At 39.5% G+C, this 15,706-nt stretch carries 15 protein-coding genes and 1 pseudogene; 3 read left to right on the forward strand and 13 right to left on the reverse strand.

The features are described 5' to 3' along the window. The 4 genes and pseudogenes from E0H80_RS15370 to E0H80_RS15385 form a co-directional block, all read right to left on the reverse strand. Positions 1 to 215: pseudogene (locus E0H80_RS15370) on the reverse strand (alkyl hydroperoxide reductase subunit F); the annotation flags it as partial. A gap of 231 nt (positions 216 to 446) precedes the next feature. Continuing rightward, positions 447 to 1,364 carry a hypothetical protein gene (locus E0H80_RS15375; protein ID WP_131367150.1) on the reverse strand — a complete coding sequence of 306 codons (918 nt, stop codon included), beginning with the start codon at positions 1,362 to 1,364 and terminating at the stop codon, positions 447 to 449. 42 nt (positions 1,365 to 1,406) lie between these two features. After that, a complete protein-coding gene (locus tag E0H80_RS15380; protein WP_131367152.1) occupies positions 1,407 to 2,540 on the reverse strand; it encodes a toxic anion resistance protein in 1,134 nt (377 codons plus the stop codon). 20 nt (positions 2,541 to 2,560) lie between these two features. Beyond that, positions 2,561 to 3,349 carry a tellurium resistance protein gene (locus E0H80_RS15385; protein WP_131367154.1) on the reverse strand — a complete coding sequence of 263 codons (789 nt, stop codon included), beginning with the start codon at positions 3,347 to 3,349 and terminating at the stop codon, positions 2,561 to 2,563. A gap of 594 nt (positions 3,350 to 3,943) precedes the next feature. Here E0H80_RS15385 and E0H80_RS15390 point away from each other — a divergent pair. From E0H80_RS15390 to E0H80_RS15400, 3 genes are all read left to right on the forward strand, one after another. Further along, on the forward strand, positions 3,944 to 5,194 hold the full coding sequence (locus E0H80_RS15390) for a YncE family protein (RefSeq protein ID WP_131367156.1): 1,251 nt from the start codon (positions 3,944 to 3,946) through the stop codon (positions 5,192 to 5,194). 137 nt (positions 5,195 to 5,331) lie between these two features. After that, a complete protein-coding gene (locus E0H80_RS15395) occupies positions 5,332 to 5,760 on the forward strand; it encodes a hypothetical protein (protein WP_131367158.1) in 429 nt (142 codons plus the stop codon). Positions 5,761 to 5,937: 177 nt separating this feature from the next. Then, positions 5,938 to 6,849, forward strand: coding sequence for a LysR family transcriptional regulator (locus E0H80_RS15400; RefSeq protein WP_131367160.1), 912 nt, complete (start codon positions 5,938 to 5,940; stop codon positions 6,847 to 6,849). Positions 6,850 to 6,914: 65 nt separating this feature from the next. Here the strand turns inward: E0H80_RS15400 and madM are convergent, their stop codons facing one another. Genes madM through mdcA form a run of 9 tightly spaced genes read right to left on the reverse strand, consistent with a single transcriptional unit; the run spans position 6,915 to position 14,279 of the window. Beyond that, positions 6,915 to 7,676: a malonate transporter subunit MadM gene (gene madM, locus E0H80_RS15405; RefSeq protein WP_131367162.1), complete on the reverse strand. Its 762-nt coding sequence runs from the start codon at positions 7,674 to 7,676 to the stop codon at positions 6,915 to 6,917. A gap of 46 nt (positions 7,677 to 7,722) precedes the next feature. Next, positions 7,723 to 8,130: a malonate transporter subunit MadL gene (gene madL / locus E0H80_RS15410; RefSeq protein WP_131367164.1), complete on the reverse strand. Its 408-nt coding sequence runs from the start codon at positions 8,128 to 8,130 to the stop codon at positions 7,723 to 7,725. A gap of 57 nt (positions 8,131 to 8,187) precedes the next feature. Next, a complete protein-coding gene (mdcH, locus tag E0H80_RS15415; protein WP_131367166.1) occupies positions 8,188 to 9,126 on the reverse strand; it encodes a malonate decarboxylase subunit epsilon in 939 nt (312 codons plus the stop codon). 14 nt (positions 9,127 to 9,140) lie between these two features. Continuing rightward, on the reverse strand, positions 9,141 to 9,743 hold the full coding sequence (locus E0H80_RS15420) for a malonate decarboxylase holo-ACP synthase (protein ID WP_131367169.1): 603 nt from the start codon (positions 9,741 to 9,743) through the stop codon (positions 9,141 to 9,143). Continuing rightward, the gene (gene mdcE, locus E0H80_RS15425) at positions 9,743 to 10,570 is read right to left on the reverse strand and encodes a biotin-independent malonate decarboxylase subunit gamma (RefSeq protein WP_131367171.1); all 828 of its coding nucleotides are present in this window, start codon (positions 10,568 to 10,570) and stop codon (positions 9,743 to 9,745) included. The genes E0H80_RS15420 and mdcE overlap by 1 nt, the downstream gene beginning before the upstream one ends. Continuing rightward, complete coding sequence (locus E0H80_RS15430; RefSeq protein ID WP_131367173.1) at positions 10,567 to 11,418, reverse strand: biotin-independent malonate decarboxylase subunit beta; 852 nt, start codon at positions 11,416 to 11,418, stop codon at positions 10,567 to 10,569. Before E0H80_RS15430 ends, mdcE begins: the two co-directional genes overlap by 4 nt. After that, positions 11,411 to 11,710 carry a malonate decarboxylase subunit delta gene (locus tag E0H80_RS15435; RefSeq protein ID WP_131367175.1) on the reverse strand — a complete coding sequence of 100 codons (300 nt, stop codon included), beginning with the start codon at positions 11,708 to 11,710 and terminating at the stop codon, positions 11,411 to 11,413. The genes E0H80_RS15430 and E0H80_RS15435 overlap by 8 nt, the downstream gene beginning before the upstream one ends. Positions 11,711 to 11,721: 11 nt before the next feature. Next, a complete protein-coding gene (locus E0H80_RS15440) occupies positions 11,722 to 12,600 on the reverse strand; it encodes a triphosphoribosyl-dephospho-CoA synthase (protein WP_131367177.1) in 879 nt (292 codons plus the stop codon). Further along, complete coding sequence (gene mdcA, locus E0H80_RS15445; RefSeq protein ID WP_131367179.1) at positions 12,600 to 14,279, reverse strand: malonate decarboxylase subunit alpha; 1,680 nt, start codon at positions 14,277 to 14,279, stop codon at positions 12,600 to 12,602. Before mdcA ends, E0H80_RS15440 begins: the two co-directional genes overlap by 1 nt. Between the last annotated feature and the right edge of the window lie 1,427 nt (positions 14,280 to 15,706).

A 15,706-nucleotide genomic window follows, 5' to 3' on the forward strand; every position in this document is an offset into this window, starting at 1 on the left:
TGTTCACCGACTTTGGCGATTCCGAAGCTGGGTGCACGTGAGTTTGTCCCATCGAAACGGGCAGTGACCTGATCAGACAGTGCCGCAATTTCCATGACCAGTTCCTTGATCTTGTCTGATTTATCAGAAGCGTTCAAAGTCGCCACAATTTCAATCGGGCTTTCCAGACGTTCAAGCAGTGTTTTTAACTGAGCTGAAGTATTTGGGTCTAACATGGCTAACGTCTCCAAGGGAGTAAATGCTTTTTGAATAAGGCTATATTAGGATAAATGAATGAATAGGTAAAACGGTTTGTTTTCATTATTATAATCGGATTATCAAATCAAATAGCATTTATCTTATCCTCCCTAAGCTCAGCATGATTTTAAAACTTAAGAAAAACCACAATGAAATAACCATCAATAAAAACCACAAAAGCCCCTTTCGGGGCTTTTGACTTACCTCATTTAAGGTGTAATGCGTTGTTCAACTCTTAACACACGCCCTTTTAAATACTGCGATAAGAAAAATAAAATCAAGCTCAGAATTGCAGATAGAATGAGCATTGCAATAATAAAAATATTGACTATATTGCTCACTTGCTCAGCCTGATCTACTTGCTTTGAAACACTCTGCGCCATCGGGGTGAGTGTTTTTCCATAAAGTTGATGCTGCATGGTCCAGAGTTGTTCAGGCTTGAAGCCATATTCAATAAAATGAGGATCTGCCTTTTCTGCCTTCACCAAAGCTAAAACCTGTGGAATAGCCGCATCTTTATCAACCGGTTTATGCAGTAGCGCAGTTTGGGCCAGTAAATAAGCCTTTACTGGAGCATCAAGATCTGACTGCTGTAAATCCTGCGCCAACTCACTTTGCTGAATATTTTTGTCGTATTGAATAACTTCTGCATAGGCATCGCTATTATCATTTAAATCGTATTGCAGATAAGTTAAGCCTGACCATAACACAATAAAAGCAACCAGCCAGCTCACAAATTTCAGAATAAAAGACTGAAAACGAGTATAAAAGAAACGTATTTTTTTCAAAAAATGAATGACAAAAAATGCCCCGACAAAAGACACAAACAGCTTCAAAATCAGCCAACCAAACCAAGATATCAGGTTGCTAAAATAATCCGTATGCTGACTGAGTTCAGCCAGGTTTGCATCTACGCTCATCGGCATATGTAAATGCTTTAATTCAGTGCTAATCCCAAAAAAGCTATATACAAAATCATGTTGTAAAAATAACGCCACCACTGAAGCAATAAAAATAGTGCTGCTAGTAATACCCAACAACATTAAATTGCGTTGTCGCTTTTTTAACGCGACTACACCCAATTCAATCTGTTGCGGATTTACAGCATATTCATCTAAGGGAGGCAAACGGTTTCTCCTAAAATGCAGGCAATGAACTTAAGCGTATTCTTAAGATTTATTCACTTCACTGGTACTTGATTCTATAACCAAATGATTCAAATTTTCTTGCAAGGCACGTAAACGTGTCGTGGCTTCAGCACGTTTCTGCATGCCTTCTTTCTGCACCTGAATCACATCATTAACAGTTTTAATGAGGGTGTTTTGCACATGTTCAAGCGTTTCAATATCAATCACTGAACGCTGATTGGCTTTAGCGGTATCCACCGAGTTTTGATGCAACAAGTCCGCATTACGGCGCAACAGGTCATTGGTGGCATCATCAATGCTGTTGGCCAGTTGCACACTATTTTTCTGTTCATTTAAGGAAATAGCCAAACTGATCTGGTTTTTCCATGCCGGTAAAGTAATGTTTTTAATGGCATAAAACTTATCCACCAGCATCAAGTTATTAGACTGGATAATCCGGATCATCGGCAAGGTCTGCATCGCCGATTGTTGCAAAACCTGTAAATCACTGACCCGTTTTTCCAGATTATTGGCCAGATGATTGAGGTCATAGACTTTTTGAACGGTATTTTGATCTTGGGGCTGTGTGGTTAAAGATCCGATTTGTTGCTGAATTTCATGCTCTTTCAATTTCCCGGCAGCAATATAAATCCCCAGTTGTTTATATTCGTCTTGCACACCCTGAAACATCTTATCCAAGGTATCAACACGACTTTTAAGTCCCGATTGTGAAGTTTCAATTTCTTTGACCAAAACATCAATTTGTTCTTTGGTGCTATTAAAATTCTGATCGAAACTTTGCTTGGCCCCTTTCATTTTACTGATCAAGCCACCAAAAAAACCGGAACTCTTTTTCTTGTTGAGAATGCTGCTGGTATTCAACTGCTGGGCAACCTGTACCACCTGGTTTAACTTTTGACCAGTCGTGTCCAGGTCTTTGTTCTGTACCAGATTGAGTAGCTCATCTGTATAGCCTGATGTTTTAGTCGCAATATTTTTGCCATATTCCGCCACTGCGGTATGGTTCATTACAGCTAATTCTTTATGTGCATTCATCACTTCATTAAAGTCTGAATGCTGCAAACCCAGTTCTTGTAAATTTAATTGCTGAAATTTTTGCTGAACCACATCAGTGTTCACTTCAGCAGGGAGATCTTTCTGTTCAAAATCGGTCATGCTTCACCTGAATATTCTGTTTAATGTGTCGGTTTCTGAAGGGATTTTCTTAAAGTTTGGATCAGATTCTCTCGGCTATTATCCAGCTTTTCCAATTCACTTGTCGAATTGCTTTGGTTGCTTTGTTTAACATGATATTGCCATGCAGGAATCAAGACTTGCTGCGCTTCTTTAAAACGATCCAGCAAAGTAAACGAGAGCTGTTGAGATAACTGCATCTGTGTAATTGCAATATCATTACTGGCTTGTAAGGTTTGTAGTGTATTAATTTTTTTAGATAATCTTTCTGAAAAATTATCGAGTGGATGCTGGTTCTTGACAAAATTGGGATATTCCACCAAGAATTCTTGCGCAGCCATAATATATTTTGCCATTTGTTCACGAAGCCCGAGCAACTGCTGAAAACGAGCTTGCGACTTTTGAATCTCGATTTGCAATTTTTGACTTAAATGATTGGCACGGTTGAGCAATTGATCCAGATTTTTATAATATTCGACCTGCCCAGCGCCATATTCCAAGTCGATACCTAGCCACTTTTGCAAAGCATTAAACTTACGTTTTTTTAAATATTTTTTTGAATCGGCCAAGGATTGAATCAGTTGTTCAATGGTCGAGCTTAACTGTTGGGTTAAATGTGGATCTACCCCGTTTAACAGCACTGACTGTGCTTGAATAAGTTGATCAGCATAATGATTCAGACGATATTGATCATTCAGCAAAGGCACTAAATCATTACGCTGAATGGAGAGAAGTTCAGCCCGATTCACTTCAATTTCAGCCAAGGGAACGAGAACATCTATCTGAGACATAATATTAGAAACTCAACAAAATCATTTTTATAGTAAGCTTTTTAGAAAAAATATCATGTAGATTTTTGCAATCCCTGTTTGCTGTGAATCATAAATTTGATAAGCAATTCAATCAAAACTCGAACAAGATTTAAAAAATCAAATTCACCTCGCTTAATTCTATCTTTTGCTCATTTCGTTCACTACGCTAAAGATGAGTATGTGAAACATTGGATCACCTACACCCAGTTCTCAGCATCATTTTTAAGCTTCTAAAAACTTGAGTCATAGAGCATGATGAGTTTGCCTAGAATCTCAAGTTCTGCACTGAACTTTGATGCTTATAAATATTCTTTGCAAAAATCCCTTTTCACAGATTTAAATAAGAATTTATAAAAATTAAATTTCAAATACTTAAATAACGCATGATTCAATTTACTGATCAGATTTGGTGAATTTCCCTAAGCCAATAATCATCCTGTATACATGATTATCGGGTAATTGTGGTTAATTATCACTCAGTTCTTTATTCTATTGTTCTGCTAATACAGGAGTATTAGCAATGAAAATTCAAATAAAAACTGCTTTCATGGAACTGAACTGGATATAACAGATATGAAAAACAAAAAATTATTTTTTAAATGGACTACGAATGTCGTGCTTGCATCTAGCGCATTCACATCCCTCTGTGTAAATGCAACCACAGCAACAACGCCTGCCCCACCGAATAGCCAGCAAGTTTTTTTTGTGGGCAATAACTGGGATGGAACCGTAACCGTGATTCGTCCCTCACAGGATTTTGGCAAAATCGGTGTTATTAACATGGTTCCTGACCGGTCTGAGCGTTTAAAGGAAATCCACCTCAATCCAATTAAACTGATTGCTTATACTTATATTCAGTCCACCGCTGGTGAAGGGAATGATCAACTGGTTGATGACATGTACTCAACACCCGATGGAAAGTCAGTGGTTGCCTCTCGCCCAAGTTTTGCAGATGTGGTGTCTATCAATATTGCTACCGGCAAGGTCAACTGGCGCACGCCTGTAGAAGGATTCCGTGCCGATCATATGGCAGTTTCTCCTGATGGTCAGCGTCTAGCAGTATCTGCTTCTTCTGGAAATGTGGTTCACGTTTTAGATATTAATACCGGTAAGGAACTGGGTCGCTTTGCAACCGGTGACAAACCGCATGAAAATATTTTCTTTAGTGGTGGAACAAAAATCTTAAACTCAGCCATTGGCAATGTAGAGACCGCTATGGATGCTGCATGGCAAGATTTCACCAAAGGTAAACGGTTCATTACCATTGCCGATGCCAATACATTTAAAGTGATCAAAAAAATTGATTTCCGTCCAGCACTCGATGCGGTAGGCCGTAAGGATTTATCCAATGCAGTACGTCCGATCGTATTTAGCAAGGATGAGACTAAAATTTATGCTCAGGTTTCGTTTTTCAACGGCTTGATCGAGTATGACCTGAATCAGGATAAAGTTACTCGTATTGGTCAGCTTCCGGGCAGCTCCACAATACCGTCTGACCGAACCAAATATGTCAATGACTCTCGCCATCATGGATTATCCATCAGTGCGGATGGTGAGAAATTATGTGTGGCAGGCACTATGGATGACTATGCCACCATTGTCGACCGTACAACGCTAAAAGCTGGGAAGCTGATCGCTGCAGGCAAGCCATATTGGGCAACGCAAAGTCCGGATGGAAAAAGTTGTGTGATTTCAGAGAGTGCGACTGATGTGGTCACCGTAATTGATTTTGCCACAGGTGAAAAGGTGCTGAGTGTACCAGTCGGTAATCATCCACAGCGTGTTCGTATCGGTTATGCACCGGCTGGCTGGTCAACGAAGTAATGAACAGTTAATGAGTGGATAATTGATGAGTTGAACAGACCTGATCCTAGATTGGGTCTATTTTTTAATTTAAATGAAATTAACAAGGTTAATAGATGGATCGCACTATACGACTTGGGATTAGCGCTGGAATAATTGTGACATTGGCGCTCGTCGGCATTGTCTATCTCTTTCAACCCTCTGTTATATCTCAAGCAGATACGGTTAAGCCAAAAGTTGTTAATGCTCAAGCTCATATTTCGTTAAAAAAAGAAAAAGTGCTTATAAAGCAAGATCCAGTAATTTCAACATCATTACCGACTCAAATAGAATTGATTCAACAACGTGACCAACTTTATCAGGATTTTGAAGCAATCAGTCATTCATTGAGTGTGGGACAACAACCAGATTTTCGCCAAGTAAGTGATTTATTGGACAAGCAACAACAGCTGGTAAAAGCACACGGACTTTCAGTGAACGATGCAATTTCATATTGCCAATTTTTAAGGCAAATTCTACCCGATATGGATCATCAGATTAATCAGCATATTCTACAGTTAGAGCAGTTTGAGCGTACTACTTCATAAACTTGATCTAGAATTTTACTATCGTATGGCAAGGTAATAAAAATTAAATTTCGAATCTCTGCTAGGATTTAATTGAGTATTGTGTAGCTTGCATTTTTGATTAAATTTATGTTTTAGCTAATAAAAATTAGCATGCTATATTCATAAATATTATTTAGATGTTCTGGGTAAAACTTGGTGGAAATAGATGAAGAACTTACGCTTAAAAAAATCCAATTTTTTTTAGCATTTATGCGCTGTGGAAATTTGTCAAAAACAGCCGCTGAATTACAAATTAGTAACGTCAGTGTTCATAAGGCATTACATTCTCTTGAAAACTCGTTACGTTGCCCTTTATTTAAAAATGAAGGCCGAAATTTAATTCCTTTAAAAAGTGCCTATGTGCTTGAAGAGCATGCAAAGAAAATTGTTCAAGATATTGTAATCACTGTAAATAAAACCCGTGAAGCTGCAGGGTTTGCATCAAAAATATTTCATTTAGGCTCTTTGTATTCCTTAACCGTGAATACGATTCCAAGTGTCATTAGCGGTTTAAAACTTCGACGTAACGATTTAGATATACAGTTGTCTTTAAGTTCAAATCTTGAATTAGTCAAAAAGTTAAAGGCAAGTGAACTAGATGCCATTATTGTTGCGCTTAATGAAACAACACAAGACCAAGAATTTGAGAGCTTACCGATGTTTCAGGATGACATTTTTTTAGCGGTACATAAAAACTCAAAATATTCAAAATTCGATGAAATTAATTTAAGCCAACTCAAGGATGAGACCTTTTTGACCCTAGCAAAAGGATTTGCTACACGTAACGATAGTGACTTTATCTTTGAAAAAGCTGGCGTTAACCCGAAAGTTTTTTTAGAAGTCAGTGATATTTTTACATTGATTAGTATGGTGAGTTCTGGGGTTGGATTTGCTTTACTACCGGGCAGAATTTCAACAATTTATGAAAGTTCAGTAAAGTTAATCCGGCTCGAATCACAATATCAAATTAAGCAAGAAATTGGCTTAGTGTTCTTGAAAAGTAAAGAGCGTGACCCAAATTTATTGGCATTTATTGCTGAATGCCGTATGTTTTCAAGAAGTATTTAAACTGAAATTAAGGCAATTTATTTACTCTTAATAAATTGCCTATGCAAGATAAAACCGATTACGTCTTAGCCAAAAATAGCATTTACAGTCAAAAAGAATACGGATGGTCCTAATAGACAGCCTAATCCTGTATAGAATGTTGCAACCAATGCACCATAAGGAACTAAACGCACATCAGTACCTGCTAGACCAGCAGCAACACCGCTTGTTGTCCCGGCTAAACCGCCAAACACCATGGCTGATTGCGGACTTTTCAAATACATAAATTTAGCAAGCAATGGCGTTCCAACCATAAAGAACACAGACTTAATCAATCCAATTGCAATCGAGAGCGCAATAACATCAGAAGAAGCCCCTATCGCGCTACCAGTAATTGGACCAACAATATAAGTCATTGCCCCAGCACCAATGGTTGTCATGGAAACAGGGTCTTTATATCCCATCAACCATGCTGTCATTGCACCAATCACAAAAGGAACAATACACCCCAGTGCTAATGCAATAAGACCAATCTTCCCAGCTCTCTTTACCTCTTTAACATCAACTTCAAAGGCAGTCGATGCAATTGCAAGGTCACGAATCATTGCGCCGCCAAGTAAAGCAAAGCCAGAAAAAATAGCAATATCTGAAATTCCTTTTGTCCCTTGTGTGTATACGCCTGCAAAATAAGCAACAATCAGACCCAATGTAATTGCAATTGCAGAACTTTGAAGCTTACCTCCCGTCAAATACTTTGAAAGTAAATGAGAAACAAACATCATAAAACCTGTGACTGCAAGTGCAGTAACCAGCGCATTTTTACTTAATACCGTAATTAGAACATCCATTATTTAATTCCTTTTATTCCTTGAATTCGTATTTTTATAACAAAAGTTAAGCTGCATTTTCCTTAGCTGCTACTTCAGTTGGCCACTCATAAATTTCATAGTCGCCGTTCTTTTTATTTAAATAGCGAATCACTAAAACGGTACCAATTAATGATGCAATTGAAACAATCAGTCCCAACATTCCGCCTGATAGTGCAGCAACGACATTCTGTCCAGCAGACATAGCAACGACAATCGGAATGTACATTCCTGACCAATACAGCACACCAAACTGAGTAATTTTAGGTAAATATCCTTTTTTAGCCAAAAGCTCTTTTGATAAAATAAGTAAAATCATTGAGATAGCCACGCCACCGACATTGGCTTTGACACCAAGTAATATACCCAGCATATTACCGAAATAATCTCCCAATAAATGGCAAATGGCTAAAAGTGCTGTTCCATATATAATCATTGTTAATTCCTCATATCCTTGGATAATTACCGTCTTTAAATTTATCTATGCATGTATTTATGTATTCAGTGATCGAGCACTTTCCTTATGCATGGCGCCAATAAGGCTGTCTAAACGTGTTCCCTGAAAAGACAAAACAGTTCCTTCTTTAAATGTCTGTCGTGCTAATCCTGTTAATACAGTTCCTGGCAAGCTCTCAATCTGTAAACGCACCCCTCGTTCCCAAGCAGATTGAACGGTACTTTCCCAATCAATCATGCGGCACATATTGAAGCTGATGTCTTCAATAATTTGCTCTTTCTTCATCAGCAACCGAGCAGATGTGCCGCTTAAATAACGTATATTCGGCTGTTGTTGCGCAACTCCTTTTATGTGTTCGGCCAATTGTCTTGCCTGAACATCTAATAATGAACAATGTGATGGCACACTCACCTCTAAACGCTTGGCCAGTACTCCATTCCCCTGCAGTTTTTCAACAACTTGTTTCATTGACTCATTCGACCCGGAAATCACGATTTGATTTGCTGTATTCAAATTAGCAATAAAAACATCTTTTTTTTGTTGATAAATCTGATTAACCCAAATTTCTACATCAGTTTGATTGGTACCAATCAAAGCTGTCATCCCATAACCTGACGGATAGGCCTCCTGCATTAAACGACCGCGAAGTGCAACGAGCTTAAGTCCATCTTCAAAACTCAGTACCCCTGCTACGGTAGCCGCAGCCCAAGCTCCTATTGATAATCCTGCAACGTAATCCGGTTTCGGCCCTTGCTCAGACATTAAGGAAGAGCTGACCACACCTGAAATAAACAAACAAAGTTGAACAGCATAAGTCGATTTCAGCGCTTCTGGCTGATCCAGCAACAGTACATCTTGTTTAAGGAGATCTGCTGCCTGTTCAAGATAATTCCGCACTAATGCTATTTTCGGTAAGTCATGCAGCATATTGACCTTTTGCGCACCCTGCCCTGGATATACCCAAATTGAACTCATGCTGTTATGTCCTTTTACTGCCAAGGATCATTAACTAAAACTGCACAATCATTTCGTTTTAGTAAGACCTTGCCTGTTGTCCTTGCCCATTCTTTTAGTGCTACACCGCCATTTGGCGTTTGTAGTTGCACGTCCAGTTTTAATTCGGTGTGTTCAAGCTGCTGAACAAGCTGCTTGGCATCATCCTTATGTAAAAATTCCTCTGTACGAATTAAAAGATCAATATCGCTGTTTGCGGTTACCGTTTTAATACTCGTCGCCAGTTCAAATCCAACACTGCCTGTATATCCCCATGTCCAATTTTTCTGCTGCATAATCTTTTGAATTATCTGCAACTGGTTCATCAAATGAGGAAAACATTGCAAGTTCAAATCACTTAATGCCTCTGGTTTTAACTGTTTGGTAATTGCTGCGATTGGCATATGTGCCGCATAACGCTCATTTCTTGCTTTGCCGCGTATACCTACGGCAACTGCTGCTGTGTCGGTTAAAGCCCGCCGCACAACTACAGGATGTCCTTGTGGAACAGTATCTTTGACCCAGACAGGTACATCATCTTGCAAAAAATCAAGCGTCATGCCCCATAATAAATCATGTGCCTGAAGATGCATTTGCATCACCATTGCTCACGCAACAGTTCACGTACTTTTTTTGAAGCTTGTCGATTTTCACCATGCAAGCGATGTTCAAGTCCGGTAGAAGCAGTGGTCTGGATCTCATTCAATGCATTTAAAAATACCTGCTGAACGGCGGTAATATCTTCTGCCGTGGGCTGTTCAGGATTCGTGACACTTAAAATCCCGGATAACAATCCTAATGTGGCATAGCTTTCAATGTCATAGGCCATTGGCGGAATACTTGCAGCCAGTTTTTCTAGCTCATCGACAGTACGCAATGTCACACGGGCCGCCGACTCTTTTCCCATCGCATGCACCATGACTCCTTCATCTTTCAGGGCAAAAATACGATTTGCCTGATAGCCATGGGCTAAAAATGCGCCTGACATAGACTTGCCAACCAATAAGCTGATAATAGGGTGTCCCGCTAAACGTGCTCGCGCATAACTATCAACTGCACCCGCAAGTGCCTGATGGATACCAAAAAGTTCTTCACGGCGACCATATGCCTGACTCGGGACATCAACAATACATAAAATGGCACATTTTTGATTACTATCCTGATCCGCCTGAATAACGTCATCTACCGCTTTGGCCAGCGTCCAGCCTTCTAACAATCCAACCTCACCATTTTGGGCACGCGGATACAGATTCTGAGGATTAGGAACTACAGCAATAATACGGACGTTTTTTCCTGAAATTTGACCATCTGCAACCCAAACTGACTCCGTATATTCATCTATTTGGGCAAAATCAGCAGAAAGTTCTTTAAACCACTGCTGACCGCGCATTGAGGTTGCATTCACTGCAAGCATATCCATATTCATGCCTGTTCTCCTTGATACAAAGCCCGCACCTGCAGCGGTGTCGCCTGCTCTGCCGTGTCCACAGCCTTTAAATGATTCAAATAAAAATCATAGTTGGAGCTGCGATGTAACGTCGGTACACCTTGGTTTAAATATTGCAGAACTTGCTGTTTAATCTGCTGACGGTCATCTTCTACATAAGCATCGACCAAGCCGCTGGCAATACGTTGCTGTCCACCGGTAATGCTCCAGATAAATGGTCGATCCTTCGAATCATATTCATCTATACCCGCTTCCTGCTCAATGACTTGAGGGCCATTCAGTCCTAAACGGCCTTCTTGAGTCATGATTAAATAACTGCATAATGCGGCGGCAATGGACATTCCGCCAAAGCAGCCCACACTGCCAGCAATCACTGCAACCACAGGCTGATATTGTCTCAAGTCAACAATTGCAGCCTGTATTTCTGCAATGGCGGCCAGTCCCAAATTTGCCTCTTGTAAACGGACACCGCCCGTTTCAAGCAGTAAAATGGCTGCTGTTGGAATACCGTTACGGTTATCTTGCGCGGCTAACTCTAAAGCACCTGCAATTTTTGCCCCGCCAACTTCCCCCAGACTTCCACCTTGAAAAAGACCTTCAATTGAAATGATGACGACTGGTTTTTGTTGCAATGTTCCTTTGGCAATAACCACCCCATCATCTGCTTGCGGGACAATATTTTGCTTCGGCAACCAAGGCGACATGATTCTAGTAAAAGGATCTAATAGCTCACGAAAGCTTGTATCGTCTAATAATGCTTTGGCACGCTCTCTGGCATTTAATTCAATGAAACTTTTTTTCGTCAGTAATTCTTGTATATTAGCCACAATTCACCTCCTCAAACGCTTGTTCTAAACGTAAGCGAACAACGCCTGGCGTTGCACCAAAATCATGTATATCAATATGAACAGCGGGTGGTGTTTGTTCAGTAAACATACGCTCAAACAATTTTTCCCAGCGTTGTGAACTACCGTTTACGGATGTCATCACTTGAATAGACATTTTTCCTGTTTGACTCGGCTGCATTAAAATTTCCAGATCACCAGAACCGACACAACCTACCATCGCTTTTTTTGTGGGGGTGTTCCCAGCCGGAAACTCAAAATTCAGTATTTCCATGACGATATTTCCTATTTATTCTTAAAATAAAATTGCTCAACACGATCAATAAACAATGTCACTGCAAGTAAATCTGCGACACCGCCTGGTGAGGCTCTCAAACCCAGAAGATCCTGCTCTAAGACATTAAATGTATGCTGTCCAGCCACGGTTGAATAACCCCCCACATCTAAGACCCTTTGAGCACCTTGCTGCATTCTTTTCAGCCCAGTTGCTCCTGCACGATATAAAACACAGGTATCATTCAGGGTCGTCATCATCGCAAGTAAAGCATCTACACGCGCGGTTGTTTCATTACCCTGTGCCAGTCGGCTTTTATACAAGGTCGGCAATCCAAAATGAATAATTGCAGGAAAACCTTGTTGTGCCTGAAATTTAGCACCGCTTATCCCTAATGTTTTTTGTACTTGCTGTCCGTGGCTTATTAAAGCCTGCTGAGGAATAAACCGATCTTCAAATTGAGCAATTTTTCCGGCTAACTCACACAGTTCTATCGCACTGAAGGATTTTCTGGTCAAACTTTCTAATGCGGCGGCTGTGACCATTAACCCTAATGCCCAAATTGCGCCGCGATGAGTATTCACACCACCTGTGGTTTGTAGCATCACCGCTTCACCTGCTCGGCCAATTTCACCAATTGCTTCACGTAATGCCAATGAACAGGTTCTATATTGAAAAGCTGCTTGCGCCATTTTAAAAAACATTGGCTGTAAACTGTGTGCAGAACGCTGCATTAATGCCAGTGTTAAATCATCATGTGCACCACTACCACGCTGGTCTACCAATGCGGGTTTTGGGGTTAAATTCACTTCTGCAATCAAGGCATCTACTGCAAAAGCTGCGAGCAAAACACAGTGTTGAGTAAGGTGAGGTTGAACATGAGCATTCATTACCAGCTCCTAAATTTTGCTGGAGGCTGATACAGTCCATCCGACCATGTCACAAGATCTGCAATATTTTTTGCAGCCAACAATTCACGCGTCGCATCTGTACGGCGGATCCCCAGATCTTCTGGAAATACCACCAAGCCTTCTTGGCGCAAACGTTCTGTTGTTTTAGGATTATGGTTCAAGCCAATTTCAGTCACGCCTGCAACAGCAGCAATCATCGCCTGACGTTCTTCTAAATTTCTGGCCTTATACAGATAAGCAATGCCTTCTTCAGTCAAAAGATGCGTTACATCATCGCCATAAATCATAATCGGTGCGAGTGGCATGCCTGCCTTTTTAGCCACCTCTACGGCATCTAGCGTATGTACAAAGGTTGGCTTTCCACCCTCTTGAAAAGTTTCGACCATTTGCACCACCAGTTTTTTACCGCGTGCTAAATAGGTATCCGTATCTGTTGCACCTGTAGGGCGCATATCCAACCATGCAGGTGTAGCATGACGACGACCTCGTGGGTCATGTCCCATATTCGGCGCACCGCCAAAACCTGCCAAACGGCCTTTGGTCACTGTGGAGGAATGCCCACTGCCGTCAACTTGTAAGGTTGCACCGATAAATAAATCTACTGCATATTGACCTGCAAGCTGACACATCATGCGGTTAGAACGTAATGAGCCATCACGGCCTGTAAAAAATACATCCGATCGCGCTGCAACATATTTTTCCATTCCCAGTTCTGTGCCAAAACAATGCACACTTTGAACCCAACCAGTTTCAATGGCAGGAATTAAAGTTGGATGCGGGTTTAGCGTCCAGTTTGTACAAATTTTTCCTTTCAAACCTAAAGATTCACCATAGGTCGGTAAAATCAGTTCGATTGCTGCTGTATTAAAACCAATGCCATGATTTAAGGACTGCACATTGTGACGTTCATAAATCCCTCGAATCGCCATCATTGCCATTAAGATATGAACCGGCTTGATATGTTTAGGGTCACGAGTGAATAGCGGTTCAATATAGAATGGCTTATCTGCGACAACCACAAAATCGACCCAAGAAGCAGGAATATCGACACGTGGTAAATCTTTGACGTTATCGACCAACTCATTTACCTGAACGATAACAATGCCATCACTAAAAGCGGCTGGCTCAATCAACGCGGGCGTGTCTTCGGTACTTGCACCCGTATAAATATTCCCTTCACGATCGGCCATAAAACCCGCTGAGAGCACCACATTTGGGATTAAATCAACCAGTAGGCGTGAATACAGTTCGATATACGTATGAATTGCGCCGATTTCAAGTAAACCATCTTCAATCAATTGGCTAATACGCAGACTCTGTGTGCCTGCAAATGAAAAATCAAGTTTACGAGCAATGCCTTTTTCAAATAAATCCAGATGTTCAGGACGACCTACACTCGGCATAATCATATGCAGATCATGTAAAATTTCAGGGTTGGTCTTTGCCAATGAGCGAGAAAGAAAATCAGCTTGTTTCTGATTATTTCCTTCTAAAATAACTCGATCACCCGCAGTAATTAATTTTTCTAAAACCTGGACAATATCTTGAGTGGGGATAACTACGCCATCAGCATACTTGCTGACCATTTCTAGTTTTAAATGTTTGGCATTTCGACGTTTATTCCATTTACGTTCTATGTTCTGAACCGAACCATCCATGTCATTTATCCTAATTCTATATTTTTGATCTCAATCTATAAAAACCTTTTCCTAGATTAAGATCAATCAACCTAAAGCAACATTAATTAACTTCAGGTTAATGAACGTAATGTACGCATTCCTTCACTTATTATTTTTTATTAATTTCTTAATTATTTTTGAAGTCAAAATAGCTTTGTGGTACAAAAATTTAAGCATGTATTTATCTTTCATCTTCTGAAGACAAATACATTCAAAGCACTATCGAAATAGAAAAAAACTCGGTTTTAGATTCAATGTGACTGGTGGAATTTCCTATGCAGAATTGAATCAAAAGGAGTTATACACAAGGTCTACTCTTTAAAATCACTCAAGGTAATAACTTCCTGAAATTCCGCAAAGATGGGAATACATGCTAATCATCTTTTATTTTCAGATATTAAAAAAGGCTTACACGTCATATTTCAACGTGTAAACCTCTAAATTTTGGTAGGTATAAGCACTACCCATGATCATTATAATTTTTTGATTTTTAATACTTTATTAAATTAAAATATTTCAGTGATACACGTTGTGATACAAGAAAATTTATGATTTTTATTGTATCTTTTTGTAAGGATATCGTTTTATTTTCTTTGGTCAAAGCATCTTTCTTTACTAGTGCCGCTACCACTGCCAGATAACTATAGCCTGTCGAACTTTAATATAGGTATATTAAAAACTAATTAATTTAATGCCCCCAGAGGGACGATAACAAAAATATAAACTATTGAATTTAATATAAATAATCTTAACATGAAATATAAAGATACAAATCGGGATACATGAATTGGATAATTCATTATTAATCAAATTTAACCTTTTGTAACATATAATTCTCAGTATTTTAGCTATATCTTTATTAAGCATGATAGCTCTATGTACATAAGAAAACTTTATGATGAAATTGCTTTCATTATTATACTGTTAAAATTGTATATATATGTAACCATTACCTCACCTCAGGAATGGCCTGAATTGAACTTAAACCCAAAACTCCAAGGATTGGGGGTCTTATGATCTGCCCCAATAAGTTAAATGATTAAGTAGTGATACCTGCCAAAAGTAACGCTATCGATCAGTGTGATTATGACTAGGATCAAATAAGATCGAGAGATTTCCTCGATTCATCAAAACTTGATTGTAAGAAGACTAATTGGTTGTATGATAGATTTCAGGTGCAGGTTTATTCATCTAAGAATTATATTGCTGAATAAGCCCTTATGGACAGATAAGTACAACAAAGCCCTATCGGATTGAGAAATAATAAAGTATTTAAGAATTATTTTAATATTCTCTATTTTTAATCTCTATATGTATAGCACTTTGATTATATGAAAAATTCCCAAACAAGCCAATCTTTCGAGTGATGGAATCATGTACTTAAGCACGACTCGGGTTATTTAGTA

Source organism: Acinetobacter sp. ANC 4779 (genome assembly GCF_004331055.1).
Taxonomy (GTDB): Bacteria; Pseudomonadota; Gammaproteobacteria; order Pseudomonadales; family Moraxellaceae; genus Acinetobacter.